16 protein-coding genes are annotated in these 17,701 nt (G+C 67.5%); 11 read left to right on the top strand and 5 right to left on the bottom strand.

Features of this window, described 5'->3' with window-relative positions; translation table 11 throughout:
• The first annotated feature begins 125 nt into the window (after positions 1-125).
• The 3 genes from XCC_RS01525 (at position 126) to XCC_RS01515 (ending at position 4,466) form a co-directional block, all read left to right on the top strand.
• Positions 126-1,289: a nucleoside hydrolase gene (locus XCC_RS01525; RefSeq protein WP_011035548.1), complete on the top strand. Its 1,164-nt coding sequence runs from the start codon at positions 126-128 to the stop codon at positions 1,287-1,289.
• Between the two features lie 136 nt (positions 1,290-1,425).
• Positions 1,426-2,886 (top strand): AtzE family amidohydrolase, encoded by a 1,461-nt coding sequence (locus XCC_RS01520; RefSeq protein ID WP_011035547.1) that lies wholly within the window; start codon positions 1,426-1,428, stop codon positions 2,884-2,886.
• A complete protein-coding gene (locus XCC_RS01515) occupies positions 2,886-4,466 on the top strand; it encodes a gamma-glutamyltransferase family protein (RefSeq protein ID WP_011035546.1) in 1,581 nt (526 codons plus the stop codon). The genes XCC_RS01520 and XCC_RS01515 overlap by 1 nt, the downstream gene beginning before the upstream one ends.
• A 38-nt stretch (positions 4,467-4,504) precedes the next feature.
• On the opposite strand, the gene clsB is transcribed toward XCC_RS01515, so the two are convergent.
• The 5 genes from clsB to XCC_RS01490 all read right to left on the bottom strand — a co-directional run bounded on the left by clsB (position 4,505) and on the right by XCC_RS01490 (position 10,670).
• Positions 4,505-5,524, bottom strand: a complete 1,020-nt coding sequence (gene clsB / locus XCC_RS01510) for a cardiolipin synthase ClsB (protein WP_011035545.1) — start codon at positions 5,522-5,524, stop codon at positions 4,505-4,507.
• Positions 5,521-6,255: an endonuclease/exonuclease/phosphatase family protein gene (locus tag XCC_RS01505; protein ID WP_040940399.1), complete on the bottom strand. Its 735-nt coding sequence runs from the start codon at positions 6,253-6,255 to the stop codon at positions 5,521-5,523. Before XCC_RS01505 ends, clsB begins: the two co-directional genes overlap by 4 nt.
• 454 nt (positions 6,256-6,709) lie before the next feature.
• Positions 6,710-7,906, bottom strand: a complete 1,197-nt coding sequence (locus XCC_RS01500) for an MFS transporter (RefSeq protein ID WP_011035543.1) — start codon at positions 7,904-7,906, stop codon at positions 6,710-6,712.
• A gap of 1,576 nt (positions 7,907-9,482) precedes the next feature.
• Positions 9,483-9,773, bottom strand: coding sequence for an SDR family oxidoreductase (locus XCC_RS01495; protein ID WP_019237151.1), 291 nt, complete (start codon positions 9,771-9,773; stop codon positions 9,483-9,485).
• Positions 9,774-9,776: 3 nt separating this feature from the next.
• Positions 9,777-10,670, bottom strand: a complete 894-nt coding sequence (locus XCC_RS01490; RefSeq protein ID WP_011035540.1) for a LysR family transcriptional regulator — start codon at positions 10,668-10,670, stop codon at positions 9,777-9,779.
• Between the two features lie 312 nt (positions 10,671-10,982).
• Between XCC_RS01490 and XCC_RS01485 the strand changes: the two genes are divergently transcribed.
• The 8 genes from XCC_RS01485 to XCC_RS01450 all read left to right on the top strand — a co-directional run bounded on the left by XCC_RS01485 (position 10,983) and on the right by XCC_RS01450 (position 17,604).
• On the top strand, positions 10,983-12,254 hold the full coding sequence (locus XCC_RS01485) for an allantoate amidohydrolase (protein WP_011035539.1): 1,272 nt from the start codon (positions 10,983-10,985) through the stop codon (positions 12,252-12,254).
• Positions 12,244-13,500 (top strand): pyridoxal-phosphate-dependent aminotransferase family protein, encoded by a 1,257-nt coding sequence (locus XCC_RS01480; RefSeq protein ID WP_011035538.1) that lies wholly within the window; start codon positions 12,244-12,246, stop codon positions 13,498-13,500. The genes XCC_RS01485 and XCC_RS01480 overlap by 11 nt, the downstream gene beginning before the upstream one ends.
• Positions 13,497-14,387: an allantoinase PuuE gene (gene puuE / locus XCC_RS01475; protein WP_011035537.1), complete on the top strand. Its 891-nt coding sequence runs from the start codon at positions 13,497-13,499 to the stop codon at positions 14,385-14,387. Before XCC_RS01480 ends, puuE begins: the two co-directional genes overlap by 4 nt.
• The gene (gene hpxZ, locus XCC_RS01470) at positions 14,384-14,779 is read left to right on the top strand and encodes an oxalurate catabolism protein HpxZ (protein WP_011035536.1); all 396 of its coding nucleotides are present in this window, start codon (positions 14,384-14,386) and stop codon (positions 14,777-14,779) included. Before puuE ends, hpxZ begins: the two co-directional genes overlap by 4 nt.
• Entirely contained in the window at positions 14,776-15,267 is a 492-nt protein-coding gene (gene uraD, locus XCC_RS01465; RefSeq protein WP_011035535.1) for a 2-oxo-4-hydroxy-4-carboxy-5-ureidoimidazoline decarboxylase, read from the top strand. Before hpxZ ends, uraD begins: the two co-directional genes overlap by 4 nt.
• Positions 15,264-16,685, top strand: a complete 1,422-nt coding sequence (gene hpyO / locus XCC_RS01460) for an FAD-dependent urate hydroxylase HpyO (RefSeq protein WP_011035534.1) — start codon at positions 15,264-15,266, stop codon at positions 16,683-16,685. The genes uraD and hpyO overlap by 4 nt, the downstream gene beginning before the upstream one ends.
• A complete protein-coding gene (uraH, locus tag XCC_RS01455) occupies positions 16,655-17,014 on the top strand; it encodes a hydroxyisourate hydrolase (protein WP_011035533.1) in 360 nt (119 codons plus the stop codon). The genes hpyO and uraH overlap by 31 nt, the downstream gene beginning before the upstream one ends.
• Positions 17,015-17,130: 116 nt before the next feature.
• Positions 17,131-17,604: a DUF1456 family protein gene (locus tag XCC_RS01450; RefSeq protein WP_011035532.1), complete on the top strand. Its 474-nt coding sequence runs from the start codon at positions 17,131-17,133 to the stop codon at positions 17,602-17,604.
• Positions 17,605-17,701 lie beyond the last annotated feature (97 nt).

Here is a 17,701-nt window from a genome sequence, read left to right as displayed (position 1 = left end):
TAGGAGCGCGCTTGCGCGCGAAGAGGCTTCACCGATAACGCCTCATCGCGCGCAAGCGCGCTCCTACAACGCGACTTCCGCTGCATCGCCGCTGCAATACATTTCCCCTCCATGACGACAGCGCAATGACCCACTCGCACGCCGCCCCATCCAAACGCCGCGTCATCCTCGAAGACGACATCGACGGCTTCACGCCCGCGCAGTTGCTGTTGCTGCAGTCGCCGGAGGTCGAGGTGCTCGGCATCAGCGCGGTCAGCGGCAACATCTGGCGCGATGAGGTGATCGCACACAGCTGCCGCCTGCTGGAACTGGCCGGGCAGCCGCAGATTCTGGTGCATCCCGGCCCGGTGCACCCGCTGCTCAACAGCGAGCTGGCCACCGAACGGTGGGAAGCGCTGTACGGCAAGCTGGTGTGGAAAGGTGCATGGACCAAACACTGGGTGGATGGCGACACCGTGCAGAGTGCGCCGCGTTATCACGCGCACGACGTGGTGCCCGATCTGCCACTGGGCAACCCCAGCGTGGTGCGCGCATCCGACGAACCGGCGGCGCTGTTCATGCTGCGCATGGTGCGCCAGTACCCCGGCGAGGTGAGCATCATTGCCACTGGCCCATTGACCAACCTGGCCCTCGCGCAGGCCCTGGACCCGGCCTTCGCCACGCTGGCGCGCGAACTGGTCTACATGGGCGGCAGCCTCAATCCACGCCAGCAGCGCGACAGCGTGAGCGCGCGCCAATTCGCGCGCGAGTTCGTCAATTCGCCACGCCGCGAATTCAACATCCGCTGGGACCCGGAAGCCGCCAGCATCGTCATGCGCGCACCGTGGCGGAAGATCACCATGGTGCCGGTGGATCCCTCCACCGCCACCGAACTCACCCCGGAGCTATTGGCGCGCATGAGCGCGGCCGACACCCCCATCGGCCACGCATTGCGTCGCCGCGAAACCGGCTTTCCGATGTGGGACGAGCTGGCCACTGCGGTGTGGCTGCGCCCCGAGTTGGCGACGCACACCGAAACGCTCTACATCGACACCAACACCGCGTTCGACGCAGGCTATGGCGACATTTTGTCGTGGGCGCCGGGCTATCAGCCTGGACTGGGCGAACAGGCACAGACGGTGGTGCATGCTGTGAATGTGCAGGCGTTTGAGCAGCTATTGGTCGATCACCTCACTGCACCGCAATCACCAGCAGTCGGACTGCCGCTCTCCCTTCTCCCATCGGGAGAAGTTGCCCGAAGGGCGGATGAGGGTACGTCACCCGATAAAGACGCCGCGCCAGTTGAGTAGGTGGCAAGCAAGGTAAACGCATACCTGATACATCTCCAACTAGCGGGGCACCCTCACCCCAACCCCTCTCCCGGCGGGAGAGGGGCTCGAGCGACACCACGCACCCGCACCACTCCCAGCAACCCAAGGTGACCCCATGCAACTCCCCGCGCAGTGGCAGGCCGGCATCGATCGCAACACCGAGGTCCTGCGTGGTCACGCGCAGCTGCTCGCCAGCTTCAACGCACCGCGCCCCGCATCACCGGACACAAGCACTTCGCGCGGGCAGATCGCCTCCATCGTCGGCAGCACGCGCAGCCAGCCCGCACAGGCGGCGCGCCTGGCCACCCAGACACTGGGCCGCATCAATCAGGCCAACGATGGCCTGCATGCCATCACCCGCTTGTTGCCGGCGCGCGCCGCGGCCGATGCCGCGCGCGTGCAGGCCGCGCTGGCCGGCGGCAGCGATGGCGGCGCGCTGGCCGGCGTGCCGTTCGTGGTCAAGGATCTGTTCGATGTGGCCGGGCAGGTCACCACCGCCGGTGCTGCGCTGCGCGCACAAAGCGCGCCGGCCACGCGCGATGCGGCCGTGGTGCAGCGCCTGAGCGATGCCGGTGCAGTGCTGGTGGGCACCGCCAACATGGACGAATTTGCCTACGGCTTTGCCACCGTCAACGCGCATTACGGCACCACCGCCAATCCGCACGACCATCGCCATCTGGCCGGCGGCTCGTCCGGTGGCTCGGCCGCCGCAGTGGCGGCTGGATGGGTGCCGTTTGCACTGGGCTCGGACACCAATGGCTCGATCCGCGTGCCGGCTGCCCTGTGCGGCGTGTACGGGTTGCGACCGACCCACGGCACGCTGCCGTTGCAGGGCGTGTTCCCGTTCGTGGATGCGCTGGATGTGGTGGGCCCGTTCGCGACCTCGGTTGCCGACCTGCGCCGCGTCTACGAAGTGATGCACGGGCACCCGGTACCCGCTTGCAGCGTGGAGACGCTGCGCATCGCGCAATTGGGCGGCTGGTTCCAACGCAACCTCGATCCCGAGCTGGAGGCCGGCCTCGGCACGCTGCTCACTGCGATCGGCAGCACCACCATCATGGAGTTACCGGACGCCGAACGCGCGCGCGCCGCCGCGTTCGTGCTCACCGCCGCCGAGGGCGGGCACCGCCATCGCAACGCCCTCAGCACACAGGCCGCCCAATTCGACCCAGCCACCCGCGACCGCCTGTTGGCCGGCTTGCAATTGCCGGCCAGCGCGGTGGCCGATGCACAGCAGTTCGCGCACTGGTTCGCGCGGGCCATGCGCACGCTGTGGGACCGCGTGGATGTGTTGATCGCGCCGGCCACACCTGGCGTGGCGCCGCGCATCGACCAAGAGAGCATCATCATCGATGGCCTGCCGGTCTCGGCGCGCGCCAACCTGGGCATCTTCACCCAGCCGCTTGGGCTGGCCGCCTGCCCGGTGCTGGCCGCGCCGCTACCGCGCCCGGGTCGCTTGCCGCTGGGCGTGCAGCTGATTGCCGCGCCAGGCCGCGAAGACCGCCTGTTCGCTCTGGCCGCGCAACTCGAACGCGATGGGCTGCTCGCGTTCAGCGCACCGGCGGAGACACGCTGATGCTGCACACCTTGCGCGCACGCCGCGGCATGGTGGTCGCGCCTCACCATCTGGCCGCGCAGGCCGGGCGCGACATCCTGCGCGCCGGCGGCAACGCCATCGAAGCAGCGGTGGCCACCGCCGCCTGTCTGGCCGTGGTGTATCCGCACATGACCGGCATCGGCGGCGATGGCTTCTGGCTGATCCACGAACCCGATGGCCGCGTACACGCCATCGACGCCTGCGGCCGTGCCGCACAGGCGGCCACGCTGGACTTCTATCGCGGCCACACCCACATCCCCTGGCGCGGCCCGGGCGCCGCCAATACCGTGGCCGGCACCGTCTCCGGCTGGGCGCTTGCGCTCCAGCACGGTGGTGGCACGCTCCCGCTGCAGCAGCTGCTGGAAGAGGCCATCCACCATGCCGAGGTGGGCGTGCCGATCACGCTCGGCGGTGCGCACATCGCCGCCAGCAAGGGCGATGAACTGCGTTGCCTGCCGGGCGCCTATGCGCGCATCTTCGAGCCGCGCGGCGCGCCCCTGCACGAGGGCGCCGTGCTGCAGCAACCCCAGCTCGCGCGCACCCTGCAACGGCTGGCGCACGATGGCCTGGACAGTTTCTACCGCGGCGCGCTCGCCGATGACATCGCCGCCGACCTACGCGTACTCGGCAGCCCGTTGCATGCGGATGACCTGGCCACACACACCGCCGAGGCCAGCGTGCCGCTCTCAGTCGCCATCGCCGGTGCACGTTTGTATAACCACGCACCGCCCACGCAAGGGCTGGCCTCGCTGTTGATCCTGGCGCTGTTCGACCGCCTGCCGGCCACGCAGGCAGACAGTTTCGCGCACCTGCATGGCCTGATCGAAGCCACCAAACAGGCCTTCCTGATTCGCGACGCCCACATCGGCGACAGCGCCTGGATGACGCTCGACGCACAAGCCCTGCTCGACGACAGCGCTGCGCTGGACGCACTGGCCGCCCGCATCGACCTGCACGCGGCCCTGCCCTGGCCGCAGCCCTCGCAGGCCGGCGACACCGTCTGGTTCGGCGCCATCGACGCGCAGGGCCGCGCGGTGAGCTGCATCCAGTCCACCTATTTCGAATTCGGCTCCGGCCTGGTGCTGCCGCATACCGGCATCACCTGGCAGAATCGCGGCTGCAGCTTTCGCCTCGCCACCGACGGCTGGAATGCACTCGCCCCAGGGCGTAAACCGTTCCACACCCTCAACCCCGCCCTGGCCACCTTCGACGATGGCCGCGTCATGGCCTACGGCACCATGGGCGGCGAAGGCCAACCGCAGACCCAGGCCGCGCTGTTCTCGCGCTACGCCCACTTCGGCATGCCGTTGCAACAGGCCATCACCGCACCGCGCTGGCTGCTCGGCCGCACCTGGGGCGACGACAGCACCACGTTGAAGCTGGAAGACCGCTTCGACCCGGCCGTGGTGCAAGCACTGCGCGACGCCGGCCACGCCGTCGAACTGTTACCGGCCTATAGCTCGGTGATGGGGCATGCTGGCGCCCTGGTGCGTGAGGTCACCGGCGTGGTGAGTGGTGCGAGCGACCCAAGATCGGATGGTGCGGTGGCTGGGTGGTGAGGGTTGGGTGCGACCTCTCGTGCCTGCGTCATCAAACGTTACAAGCGCTCACGCAAGACCTCTGCGAAGGCATGGTTGCGTACCAGCACGTTCGCCTCCAGGTTCAGTGCCAGGCTGAGTGGGTCCAGGTTGCTGGAACCGACCGTGCTCCAATACCCATCGATCACCGCAACCTTGCCATGGAACGGTCGCTCGCAGTACTCGAAGATCTGCACCCCGGCAGCGAGCAACTGGCGGTACAGCAAACGCGCTGCCAACAAGGCAAGCGGGGTGTCGGGTTGTCCCTGCACGATGAGGCGCACGTGGACGCCGCGCCGCGCGGCCGCACACAGATCACGCAGACATCCGTAGCCCGGGAAGAAGTACGCGTTGGCGATGATGATTTCCTGCCGCGCATCGGCAAATGCCTGCCGGTACGCCTGTTCGATGCTGCGCGAGCGTGAGCCGTTGTCACGCGCGATAAAGCAAACCTCGCCGCTCTCGGCAGCTGTTGATGCGGGTGATGACGGATCCGGCGTCCAGCCCTCGCCGGCCCCGCTGCCACGCGCGGCCTGCTGCATGAAGGCAGCGATATCACACACCACCGGCCCCTGCAGCTCGATGGCGTAATCCTGTTTGCCCTGCGGCCCTGACCCGGCCAGTTGATCGGCCGAATAATTGATGCCGCCGACGAAGGCAATGGCCTGATCGACGACGAGCAGCTTGCGATGCAGGCGGCGGAACATATTGATGCGCCTGCGCAGCGGTGTGGGCTCCGGGTCGAACAGGCGCAGCTGCACGCCCGCCTCGGCAAGGTCGCGTGCGTACCGCGGGGACAATGCGCACGAGCCGAATGCATCCACCAGCAGGTGTACCCGCACGCCGCGTTGTGCCGCGTCGATCAGGTGCTGCTGCAATTGCAGGCCCACCGCATCCTCGAACAGGATGAACGTTTCCAGCAGAATCTCGTCTTGCGCGGCGGCGATCATCTGGTAAAAGCGTGCGAAGTAGTTCTCGCCATTTTCCAGCAGACGCATGCGATGCCCTTGGCGCCAGCAGAGCGCGGGCTGCCGGCTCATGGCGCGATACTCGCCAATAACGGCAGATGATCGGAGAGCCGCGACCACGGCAGACCGGACAGGACGCGCGCCTGCACCACCCGCAGATTGCGCAGATAGATGCGGTCCAGCGGCAAGACCGGAAAGCGCGAGGGAAAGCTGCGCGCCACGCGCCCGTGCATGCATTCGACGGCCTCGACCAGACCACAGCGCGTGAGCAGCGGATGGCCGCGCGCCCGCCAGTCGTTGAAGTCGCCCGCCACCACGACCGGCGCATCGGCCGAGAGCGCAGCCACCCGCGCGCACAGCAGGCCGATCTGCTGCTGCCGGTGCGCTTCGTGCAAGCCGAGGTGCACGCAGAACACCTGTAGCTCCTCCGACCAGCCCGGCACCTGCAGCACCGCGTGCAGTACCCCCCGTGGCTCGTGGCCGGGCACGGACACATCGTGATTGGCGAAACTTGAGATAGGAAACTTCGACAACACCGCATTGCCATGGTGCCCGTGCGGATACACCGCATTGCGCCCATAGGAGAACTGCGGCCACAGCATTTCCGCGAGATATTCGTAATGCGCCACGGCAGGCCACTGCGCGTGTCGCCGGGCGTGCAGCGCGTGTTCGCCCAGGACTTCCTGCAGGCACACGATCTCGGCGCAGACCTCGCGAATGGCCTCACGCAACGCGGCAAGAATGAAGCGCCGCTTGAGCAGGTCAAAGCCCATGTGGGCATTGAGGGTCAGGACATTGATCAACGTGTGACTGTCATGAGGGGCTGACAATCGATTGTGCCGATGGCGTGTTCAGTGCATGTGTGAGGGCACGGTTGGCAGTTGCGCCAGCGACCGCTCGGCCTCCTTTGAGTCAGCACCTGTGCGGATGAGATGGATCGGCTCGCTTGCTCGATCTGTCTGCTGTTTGGCGGTGATTTAGACGCAGCCGATCTACCTAGCGCAGCACGGATCAAGTCTTGTAGCAGCAGCAAACCGGGCGCCTGAGCAGCGACCAGGCTGCATGCGTTGCACCGTGGACCCTATCGCGCTCCCAAGCTCCGCATGTCCTCTCGCAGCCGCTGAGCACGTACATCGCACACGCAAACGAGTCGCTGGGAACACCAGCCAGATCAGGCGTAAGTGGCTCACCAAAGCAGGCGGCCTAAACCCTAAAACCATCTCGCCGCGCGGGCCGAAATTGAGGAGGATTTCACGGTCAAGGCTGCAACCGCGCGCCATTACCGGCCACCAGCGATGCAGCCAGCAGCAGCACGCTGGCACCGATGAAGGTGGCGGCGATGGAGACGTGATCCAGCAGCACGCCGCCCAGTGCACCACCGAGCATGATGGCCAGCTGGATGGCGGCCACCATCAGGCCGCCACCGGCTTCCGGTGCGTCCTTGATGCAGCGGCTCAGCCAGGTGGACCACGCCACCGGCAATGCCGAATTGAGTGTGCCCCACGCAATCATCGCGATTGCCACGCCCCACAGCAGATGGCTGGTCAGCAGCATCGCCAGGGTGGCCACGCCCAACGCCACCGGCAGCACCGTGAGCAGACTGAACAAGCGCTTCGGCAGCAGGGCCGTGGCGGCATAGGTGCCGGCAAAACCGGCCAGGCCCAGCCCGAGCAGCAGCAACGACAAGTGCGATACATCCACGTGCGCGGCGTTCTCCAGGAACGGACGGAAATAGGTAAACGCAGAGAACGCACCGGCAAAGCCCAACATGATCGCCAGCATCGCGCGCGCCACGTAGCGACGCTTGAGCAATGCGGCGATGCTGCCCAGCGAGGTGCCGCCCTGCGCAGGCAAGGATGGCAGGCTGTGCCACTGCCAGGCGATGGTCAGCGCCACCAACGGCACCATGCCCCAGAACACGCCACGCCAGCCGATCACCGCGCCCAGATAGCTACCCAACGGAGCGGCAAATGCGGTCGCCACCGCGTTGCCGATGTAGACGATGCCCAGCGCCTTGGGTACCGCCTCTTCCGGCATCATGCGCATCACCGTGGCGGTGGCCAGCGCCCAGAACCCACCAATGGTGATCCCCAGCAGCGCACGCGCCGCCATCAACATGCCGAACGAATGCGCATTGGCGATCAGCAACAATGACAGCAACATCACCGCGCTCAGGCTGATCAGCACATGCCGGCGATTGAAGCGCGACGTAAGTGGCGCGATGAGCAGGCTGGCCAGCACCGCAAACAACCCCGAGATGGAGATCGCCTGCCCGGCCATGCCGGCGGTGGCATGCAGATCGGCCGCGATCGGCGTGAGCAGGCTGACCGGCATGAACTCGGAGGCGATCAACAACGCTACGCACAACGACAACGAGCCCACCGCACTCCAGGTCTGGCGGCTGGCGCTGGGCGCAGCGCGCACGGCGGCGGAAGCAGTGGATGCGGAAGACATGCAGGATCCTTTGAAGACTGGAACGGGAGAGCGCCACTGCGCTTTAGCACCGCACATCGACGGCGTGGGAGCACCGAGCTGTGGCATGCGCACACGCTGCGCTGTGAGGCATTGTTCTGAAGAAGTCACGGTTGGCGCATAGCGCCCACGCCGCAACGCACGCAGCGTTGCAAGCCTCAACAAGGGCAACGCCAGGCTGCGCAGCGTACGCAGGATGGCCAGTGCGATAAAGCTGGCCAAAGCGCATGGGCTTATGAGCGCTGTTCATTGGATCGGGTGCGTTTCCGCTGCCTGGCCGTCTGCGCAACCTGTCTACTCAGGCTTGGGCGGAGGTCATGCGCCCGGTGCTGAACGCGGCACCGGCTGGCCACGCACATGGCCTCGGTAGGCGCGCGCTTGCGCGCGATGGGGCGTTACCGGGACAGCTTCATCGCGCGCGAGCGCGCTCCTACCTGATGCGCGCCGCCATCACGGATGGCGGTCACAGTCACGCATGAAACACGTCCATCAAACAGGCGAATCTGCCGTGCTTGGGCTGATGTCACGATACTCACGCACGTATCGGCGGTCGTAGGAGCGCGCTTGCGCGCGATGGGGCGTCACCGAGACAGCTTCATCGCGCGCAAGCGCGCTCCTACGTGGTGTCTGCCGCCATCACGGATGGCGGCTACAGTCACGCATACGACACCTCTGCCAAACAGGCGAATCCTCTGTGTCTGGTCTGATCTCACGGCACTCCCGCACGCATCGGCGGCCGTAGGAGCGCGCTTGCGCGCGATGGGACGTCACCGCGACAGCTTCATCGCGCGCAAGCGCGCTCTTACATGATGTGCGCCGCCGTCACGGATGGCAGTCACAGTCACGCGTGCAACGCCTCTGCCAAACAGGCGAATCTGTTGTGGCTGGTCTGATGTCACGACACTTCCGCACGCATCGGCGGTCGTAGGCGCGCGCTTGCGCGCGATGGGGTGTTACCGGAACAGCTTCGTCGCGCGCAAACGCGCTCCTACGTGCTGTGTGCCGCCGTCACGGATGGCGGTCACAATCACGCATACGACACCTCTGCCAAACAGGCGAATCTGTTGTGGCTGGTCTGATGTCACGACACTTCCGCACGCATCGGCGGTCTTAGGAGCGCGCTTGCGCGCGATCGGGCGTTACCGGGACAGCTTCATCGCGCGCGAGCGCGCTCCTACGTGGTGTGCGCCGCCGTCACGGATGGCGGTCACAATCACGCATACGACACACCTCTGCCAAACAGGCGAATCTGTTGTGGCTGGTCTGATGTCACGACACTCCCACACGCGTCGGCGGTCGTAGGAGCGCGCTTACGCGCGATGGGGCGTTACCGGGACAGCTTCATCGCGCGCAAGCGCGCTCTACGTGGTGTGCGATGACGTCAGCGATTGCGATTGCATTCGGATACGCCGACTACAATTTCCGGGGTTGCAGACCCGCGCAGTGCGCGGGCTTCACGCACTATCGCGCTCGTGCGCGGCGCTTCCCATCGAAACGACTGGCGAGCACCAACGAAACAGTCGAACAAACACATGCTGATTCCACCGCCTCAGCCAGCTCAGATCGTCTGGCCGCCAGACACCTCGATCCGCTGCCCGGTGACCCAGCGGTTGTCCTCGCTCAACAGGCTGGCGACCATCGGGCCGATGTCGTCCGGCACGCCCACCCGGCCCAACGCGGTCATGTCGGCAAAGGCCTTGGTGTAGGCCGGCGTATCGCGCACCGCACCTCCGGGAAAGCCAGTGGCAATGGCACCGCGCGCCACCGTGTTGGCCGTGATACTGCGCGGTTCCAGCTCCCTGGCCAGATACACGCTCAGGATTTCGACCGCGTCCCAACACCAGCGCAACCCTCAGCCCTTATGCCGCAGCGCCTCCAGCACCAGGTTGAACGCGGGCGAGGAATGCCGGCGGCTGGGGTAGAACGCATGCAGGCCGGGCCAGGTGGGTGACCAGTCCTTCATCACCCAACGCAGCCGCCCGGCCTTGATGTGCGGCCGGGCGAGGTCTTCCTGCACGAAGGCGATGCCGAACCCCTGCAGCGCCGCATCCAATGCTTCATAGATGCTGTTGAAGGTGAGCTGGCCCTCCACACGCACTGCGATCTCGCGGCCGTCCTTTTCCAGTTCCCAGGCGTAGATGCCGCCGGCGGTGGTCATGCGCAGGTTGATGCACAGGTGCGCGGTGAGGTCTTGCGGGGTCTTGGGCAGCGGCCGGCGTTCCAGGTAGGCGGGCGAGGCGATCAATGCCATGCGCATGTCCGGCGCGATGCGCGCGGCGATCATGTCTTTTTCCACCTGGTCGCCCAGGCGCACGCCGAGATCGTAACGGTCGGCCACGATGTCGGTCAGGCCGTTGTCCACCACCAGTTCCACCTTGATGTCCGGGTACTGGCGCAGCAGCACCGCCAGCTTGGGCCACAGGATTTCGCGCGCGGCATAGTCGGTGGCGGTGATGCGCACGCTGCCAGCCGGGGTGTCGCGCATCTCGCTCAGCGCCGACAGCGCCTCTTCGATCTCGGCAAAGCGCGGCGCCACCGTCTGGATCAGGCGCTCGCCGGCCTCGGTCGGCGCCACGCTGCGGGTGGTGCGGGTGAGCAGGCGCAGGCCGAGCGTCGCTTCCAGCCCGCGGATGGTGTGGCTGAGCGCCGACTGCGACACCCCCAGCTTTGCCGCGGCCCGGGTGAAGCTGCCTTCCCGCACGATGGCGATCAGCGCCAGCAGGTCCTTGAAATTATCGCGCGCCATTGGTGAATCCGATTCATGCCCCGCACCGACTGTAACAGTCCGGCAATGGGCCTGGCACGTCCGGTCGGCGATGCGCGCAGCACGGGATTCGGCTACTGCATGCCCCGCGCTCCTCTGTGCAGGTGCTCGCTCCAGGCCCGTCGCATTTTTTGCAACGGCAACCTCGAAAAAAACCGCTTTGGGGCGACACGACGACGTTCGTATAGTCGAGACGCCCCTCCCGCCCCGCAACACGGGCCACGACATCGAGCACGCAGACATGCCCCAGCCCACCGCTGCGTTTGCCCTGTCCCACCACTGCCGGATCACCGCATGCTGAGTGCGGTAGCCAGCAACGCCCCCGTTGCCTCCGGCGCACGGGCCGTGGCGCGCTGTGATGCGCTGGGCGTGGCGCCCTTCAGCGACACCCCCACCGGTCTGTTCCGCAGCTGGCTCAGCCCGGCGCATCGCGCCACCACCGAGCAGGTGGGCGCGTGGATGCGCCAGGCCGGCATGCAGGTGCGCCTGGATGCGGCCGCCAATCTGGTCGGGCGCTACGAAGGCGCGCATGCGCACGCACCGGCGCTGTTGATCGGCAGCCACCTGGACAGCGTGCGCGCGGCCGGGCGCTATGACGGCCCGCTGGGCGTGCTGCTCGGCATCGAATGCGTGGCCGCGCTGCACGCACAAGGGCGCCGGCTGCCGTTTGCGATCGAAGTCGTTGGGTTCGGCGATGAAGAAGGCTCGCGCTTTCCGGCATCGATGTTCTGTAGCCGCGCGGTGGCCGGCACGCTGGATGCGGCCGCCCTGGCCGTGCGCGATCCAGACGGCGTCGACGTGGCCACCGCGCTGGCCGCGTGGGGCCTGGACGCCGCACGTCTACATGAAGCCGCGCGCGTGCCGGGCAGCGTGCTGGCGTATCTGGAAACGCATATCGAACAAGGCCCGGTGCTGGAAGTCGCGCAGCTGCCGGTTGGCATCGTCACCGGCATCGCCGCGCAACGGCGCTTTCGGCTGCGCTTCGACGGCCGCGCCGGCCACGCCGGCACCACCACCATGGCGCTGCGCCGCGATGCCTTGAGCGCGGCCGCCGAAGCGCTGCTGATGATCGAGCAGATTGCGCGCAGTGGCGGCGACGATCTGGTTGCCACCGTTGGCAAGCTGGAGGTCGCCCCCGGCGCCATCAACGTGGTGCCCGGCCGCGTGGACTGCACGCTGGACGTGCGCGCCGGCGATGACCACCGCCGCGACGCTGCAGTGGCGCAGATCGAACGCGCCCTGGAGCAGGTGGTTGCCGCGCGCGGGGTTGCCATCGCCGTCGAGCCGCTGCAGGCGCTGGCGGCCAGCCCCTGCGCGCCGGCATTGATCGCCCGCCTGACGCAAGCGGTCGCCGCGCAAGGCATCACACCACGGCCGCTGGTCTCCGGCGCCGGGCACGACGCCATGGTGATGGCGGCGCTCTGCCCCACCGCGATGCTGTTCGTGCGCTGCGCCGGCGGCATCAGCCATCATCCGGACGAACACGTCGACCCGGCCGATGCCGAGGTCGCCCTGGCGGTGATGCGCCATTTCATCGAACACTTCGGAGCTCCCATTGGCACCTGACCTGCGCCACCTGCACACCTTCGGCGAACTGGATCCGCCGCAACGCCTGTTGATGGGCCCCGGCCCGGTCAATGCGCATCCACGCGTGCTGCGTGCGATGGCGGCCGACCTGCTTGGCCAGTTCGACCCGGAAATGACCACCTACATGAACGAGGTGATGGCGCTGTACCGCCCCTTGTTCGGCACCCAGAACCGCTGGACCTTTCTGGTCGATGGCACGGCGCGCGCCGGCATCGAAGCCGCGCTGGTGTCGCTGGTGCAGCCGGGCGACCGTGTGCTGGTGATCAACTTCGGCCGCTTCGGTTTGTTGCTGACCGAAATCCTTGGCCGGCTCGGCGCCGACGTCCACACCGTGGATGCGCCGTGGGGCGAGGTGGTGCCGCTGGCGGCGATTGCCGAGGCGATCGCAAGCGTGGCACCCAAGCTGGTGGCCACCGTGCACGGCGACACCTCCACCACCATGGCGCAGCCGCTCGATGGCCTAGGCGCGCTATGCCGGGCGGCCGGCGCGCTGAGTTACGTAGACGCCACAGCCACCATCGGCGGCATGGACATCGCCAGCGACCGCTGGGAGGTGGACGTGGTCACCGCGGGGCTGCAGAAATGCCTGGGCGGGCCGTCCGGCTCGGCGCCGATCACTGTCTCTGCCGCGGCAGCGGAGGCGATCTTTGCGCGGCGGCATGTCGAACGCGGCATCGTGCGCGAGGACATCGCCAACGGCAGCGGCCCACGCATCGCCTCGAATTATTTCGACCTGGCGATGATCATGGATTACTGGTCCGACAAGCGCCTCAATCACCACACCGAAGCCACCACCATGCTGTACGGCGCGCGCGAATGCGCACGCGTGGCCTTGCAGGAAGGCCTGGAGGCGCGCTACGCCCGGCATGCGGCTGCCGGCCGCGCGGTCAGCGCCGGCGTGCGCGCACTGGGGCTGGAGGTGTTCGGCGACGATGCGCACCGCATGAGCAATGTCACCGGCGTGGTGATCCCGCACGGCGTCGACAGTGAAGCAGTGCGGCGGCGCATGCGCGAGGATTTCGAAATCGAGATCGGCACCGCGTTCGGCCCGCTGCAAGGCAGGATCTGGCGCATCGGTGCGATGGGCTACAACGCGATGAAGCACAAGGTGCTGCTCACCCTGGCCGCACTGGAAGCGGTGCTGCGCGCCGAGGGCTACGCGTGCACCCAAGGCCTGGCGGTCGAAGCCGCACGCGCCGCCTGGCATGCGGAGCCGGCTGCATGAGTACGGCGCGCGACCTGGTCGGTTATGGCGCCACGCCGCCGCCGGCGCAATGGCCAGGTGGCGCGCGCATCGCGGTGCAGTTCGTCATCAACTACGAAGAGGGCGCGGAAAACTGCGTGCTCAACGGCGATGCCGGTTCGGAAGCGTTCCTGTCGGAAATGGTCGGCGCGCCGTCGCATCCGGGCGCACGCGCCATGGCGATGGAAAGCCTGTACGAATACGGCAGCCGCGCCGGGTTCTGGCGGCTGCATCGGCTGTTCAGCGCGCGCGGCGTGCCGGTCACCGTGTTCGGTGTCGCCACCGCGCTCGCCGCCAATCCCGAGGCGGTGGCGGCGATGCAATCGGCCGACTGGGAAATCGCCAGCCATGGGTTGCGCTGGATCGACTACCAGCACGTGGATGCAGCCACCGAACGCGCGCATCTGGCCGAGGCCATCGCCCTGCATACGCAAGTCACCGGCAGCCGCCCGCTTGGTTGGTATCAAGGCCGCACCAGCCCCAATACCGCGCGTCTGGTGGCCGAGGAAGGCGGCTTCGTCTACGACGCCGACAGCTATGCCGACGACGTGCCGTACTACGACCGGCGCCACGGCCGTGCGCAGCTGATCGTGCCGTACACGCTCGATGTCAACGACATGAAATTCGTCGCCTACAATGGTTTTGCCGATGGCGAGCCGTTCTTCCGCTATCTGCACGACAGCTTCGAACAGCTGCGCAGCGAAGGCGGGCGCATGCTCTCCATCGGCCTGCACGGGCGCATCGTCGGCAAGCCGGCGCGTGCCGCAGCGCTGGCACGTTTTGTCGATCACGTGCTGGCCAGTGGCGATGCCTGGGTTGCACGCCGCATCGACATCGCGCGTCACTGGCTACAGGTGCACCCGGCATGAGCATCGACACGGCCAGCATCGATCTGCCGGAGGTGATCGCCGAGGTCACCGCGGCATTCCATGCGTATGAGCACGCCTTGATGCACGACGATATCGCCGCGATGGATGCGCTGTTCCATGCCGCGCCAAGCACAGTGCGCTATGGCGTGGGCGAAGTGCTGTACGGCAGCGAGGCGATCCGTGCATTTCGCATCGGTCGTGGCGGCTCGCCGCAGCGCCAGCTCGTGCACGTTGCGGTGCACGGCTTCGGCCAGGATCTTGCCACCACGCATGCGGAATTCGTGCGCGAGGGCAGCACCGCGCACGGCCGCCAGAGCCAGACCTGGGTGCGCTTTACCGATGGCTGGAAAGTGGTGGCTGCGCACGTCTCGCTGCAAGGCAGCCACGCATGAGCGTGATCGATGCCAACGCGCTGGACACCGCCGCCTTCGTGGCGCGCTACCGCGCGCTGTTCGAGCATTCGCCGTGGGTGGTCGAACGCGCTGCGCGCCGCCGCCCGTTCGACGATGTGTTTGGCGGATTGATGCAGGTGGTGTACGACGCCTCACCCGACGATCAGCTGGCGCTGATCCGCGCGCATCCGGAACTGGCCGGCAAGGCCGCAATCGACCGCACCCTCACCGCCGCCTCCGCCGCCGAGCAGGCCTCGGCCGGCCTGGACCGGCTCGACGAAGACGAATTCCACCGCTTTCACGCACTCAACCATGCCTACCGGCAGCGCTTTGGATTCCCCTTCGTGATCTGCGTGCGCTTGCAGGACAAGGCCGGGATCCTGGCCGAACTGCAGCGTCGCCTGGACGCACCACGCAACGACGAAATCGCCACCGCCCTCGCCGAGATCGGCAAGATCGTGCACCTGCGCCTGGAGGCATTGCCATGAGCCTGGCTCAACTCGAACACGCGCTGCAACACGACCTGCAACGCCTCGCCCACGGCGGCGAACCCTGGGTGCGCCCGCGCGTGCATCCGGCCGGCCATGTGTACGACGTGGTCATCGTCGGCGCCGGGCAGAGCGGCCTGGGCGCGGCCTTCGCCCTGCAACGCGAGCGCGTGCATAACGTGTTGGTGATCGACGAAAACCCGCCCGGGCAGGAGGGCCCCTGGGTCACCTACGCACGCATGCAGACGCTGCGCACGCCCAAGCAGATCACTTCGATCGACCTGGGCGTGCCCACGCTCACCTTCCGCGCCTGGTGGGAGGCGCAGCACGGCGCCGCCGGCTGGGACGCGCTGGACAAGATTCCGCGCGGCACCTGGATGGACTACCTGCGCTGGTACCGCGCGGCGCTGCGGCTGCCGGTGCGCAATGCCACCCAGCTGGTGCGCATCGAGCCAGACGCCGCGCCCGGCATCCATCGCCTGCACCTGGCGATGGGCGCGCCGCTGATGGCGCGCAAGATCATCCTGGCCACCGGCATCCAGGGCGGCGGCCAATGGCAGGTGCCTGAGTGGATCACCCAGGCCCTGCCGGCGCAGCGCTACGCGCATACTTCCGGCCCCATCGATTACGCCGCATTGGCCGGCAAGCGCGTGGGCATCCTGGGCGGCGGCGCCTCGGCGTTCGACAACGCCTGCTTCGCGCTGGACCAGGGCGTGGCGCGTGCGGAGGTGTTCGTGCGCCGCGCCGCGCTGCCGCGGGTCAACCCGATCCGCCACATGGAACAGGCCGGCATCATTCCACGCTTCGCCGCCCTGCCCGACGCCGACAAGTACCGCATGATGGCCAGCTTCTTCGGCCGCAACCAACCGCCCACCAACGACACCTTCCAGCGTGCCTGCGCGCATGCCGGTTTTGCGCTGCACCTGGACGCGCCATGGCTGGGCGTGGAAGAACACAATGACGTGGTGGTGGTGCGCACCCCGCAGGGCGAGCACCGTTTCGACTTCCTGGCCATCGCCACCGGCCTGGTCACCGACCCGCGGCTGCGCCCGGAGCTGGCCGCGCTGTCCGGGCGCATCGCCTGCTGGGCCGACCGCTACCAGGCCCCGCCCGGCCAGGCCAATCCGGTGCTGGACGCGCACCCCTACCTGGGCCCTGGATTCGAGCTACTGCCCCGCACGCCCGACGATGCCGCCGCGGTGGACGGGCTGTTCGCCTTCAACTATTCGGCGCTGATCAACCACGGCTTGTCTGCAGCGGCGTTATCGGGGCTGAAAGTGGCGCTGCCGCGGCTGGCACGGGCGGTGGCCGATCAGCTGTTCCTGGACGACCGCCAGGCCATGGTCGAGGCCTACCTGGGCTACGACCAGGCCGAATTCGTCGGCCAATGGCCACAGCCCACGCAGGCGGTGGCATGAGCACGCTCTCCACCCATGTGCTCGACACCGCCGCCGGCCGCCCGGCTGCGGGCGTCACGCTGCGCCTGTTCGCCGGCGACACCCTGTGCCTGGAGGCGGCCACCGATGCCGACGGGCGCTGCCCGGCCCTGGCCACGTTGCATCTGGCAAGGGGCCGCTACCGGCTGGAGTTCGACGTGGCCGGCTACTGGCAGGCCAGCGGCACCGCGCTGGCCGACCCGCCGTTCCTGGAGATGGTGCCGATCGTCTTCAACCTAGGCGAGCATGGCCATTACCACGTGCCGCTGCTGCTGTCGCCGTACGGCTATTCCACCTATCGCGGCAGCTGATCTGCGCCGGTGTGGGCCGCGTCACCGGCGCAAGCGGCACCGACCACACGCCCGGTTTCACCGCGCGCCCGTAGAATGGCCGCTTTCCGGCACCGCGCCGGAGCTCCGGAACCGCCATGATTCACAACGATGTACTGCGCAGCATCCGCTACATGCTCGACCTCAGCGACGACAAGGTGGTGGAGATCGCCCAGCTGGCCGACCCCGCATTCGCGCTCGACAAGCCGCAGGTGCAGGCCTGGCTGAAGAAGGAAGACGAGCCCGGTTTCGAGCCCTGCACCGATGCGATGCTGGCGCGCTTTCTGGATGGCCTGGTGCTGCGCTTCCGCGGCCGCGACGAAAGCCAGCCGCCGCGCCCGCTGGAAACCCCCGTCGGCAACAACCTGGTGCTGAAGAAGCTGCGCGTGGCCTTCGAACTGAAGGACGTGGACATGCACTCCATTTTCGCCAACGCCGGTTTCCCGCTGTCCAAGCCGGAACTGTCGGCGCTGTTCCGCCAACCCGGCCACAAGAACTTCCGCCCCTGCGGCGACCAACTGCTACGCGCCTTCCTCAAGGGCCTCACCGCCCGCATGCGCGAAGCCGGGTAAGCCCGCGACCAGCAGACGCCTGCTCAACCGGCAGGCGGCCATGTGCGTGGAACCGGCATGGACGACGCGTACGTTCCGGTTCCTTTGCAGCAGTTGC

This window comes from Xanthomonas campestris pv. campestris str. ATCC 33913, assembly GCF_000007145.1.
Lineage (GTDB): Bacteria > Pseudomonadota > Gammaproteobacteria > Xanthomonadales > Xanthomonadaceae > Xanthomonas > Xanthomonas campestris.
The sequence above is the reverse complement of the archived record's forward strand: the minus strand, read 5'-3'. Positions and strand labels throughout refer to the sequence as shown.

Coding starts and splice junctions, on each gene's coding strand:
- XCC_RS01525 (WP_011035548.1), top strand. CDS start 126: ATGACCCACTCGCACGCCGCCCCATCCAAACGCCGCGTCATCCTCGAA.
- XCC_RS01520 (WP_011035547.1), top strand. CDS start 1,426: ATGCAACTCCCCGCGCAGTGGCAGGCCGGCATCGATCGCAACACCGAG.
- XCC_RS01515 (WP_011035546.1), top strand. CDS start 2,886: ATGCTGCACACCTTGCGCGCACGCCGCGGCATGGTGGTCGCGCCTCAC.
- clsB (WP_011035545.1), bottom strand. CDS start 5,524: ATGAGCCGGCAGCCCGCGCTCTGCTGGCGCCAAGGGCATCGCATGCGT.
- XCC_RS01500 (WP_011035543.1), bottom strand. CDS start 7,906: ATGTCTTCCGCATCCACTGCTTCCGCCGCCGTGCGCGCTGCGCCCAGC.
- XCC_RS01490 (WP_011035540.1), bottom strand. CDS start 10,670: ATGGCGCGCGATAATTTCAAGGACCTGCTGGCGCTGATCGCCATCGTG.
- XCC_RS01485 (WP_011035539.1), top strand. CDS start 10,983: ATGCTGAGTGCGGTAGCCAGCAACGCCCCCGTTGCCTCCGGCGCACGG.
- puuE (WP_011035537.1), top strand. CDS start 13,497: ATGAGTACGGCGCGCGACCTGGTCGGTTATGGCGCCACGCCGCCGCCG.
- hpxZ (WP_011035536.1), top strand. CDS start 14,384: ATGAGCATCGACACGGCCAGCATCGATCTGCCGGAGGTGATCGCCGAG.
- uraD (WP_011035535.1), top strand. CDS start 14,776: ATGAGCGTGATCGATGCCAACGCGCTGGACACCGCCGCCTTCGTGGCG.
- hpyO (WP_011035534.1), top strand. CDS start 15,264: ATGAGCCTGGCTCAACTCGAACACGCGCTGCAACACGACCTGCAACGC.
- uraH (WP_011035533.1), top strand. CDS start 16,655: ATGGCCACAGCCCACGCAGGCGGTGGCATGAGCACGCTCTCCACCCAT.
- XCC_RS01450 (WP_011035532.1), top strand. CDS start 17,131: ATGATTCACAACGATGTACTGCGCAGCATCCGCTACATGCTCGACCTC.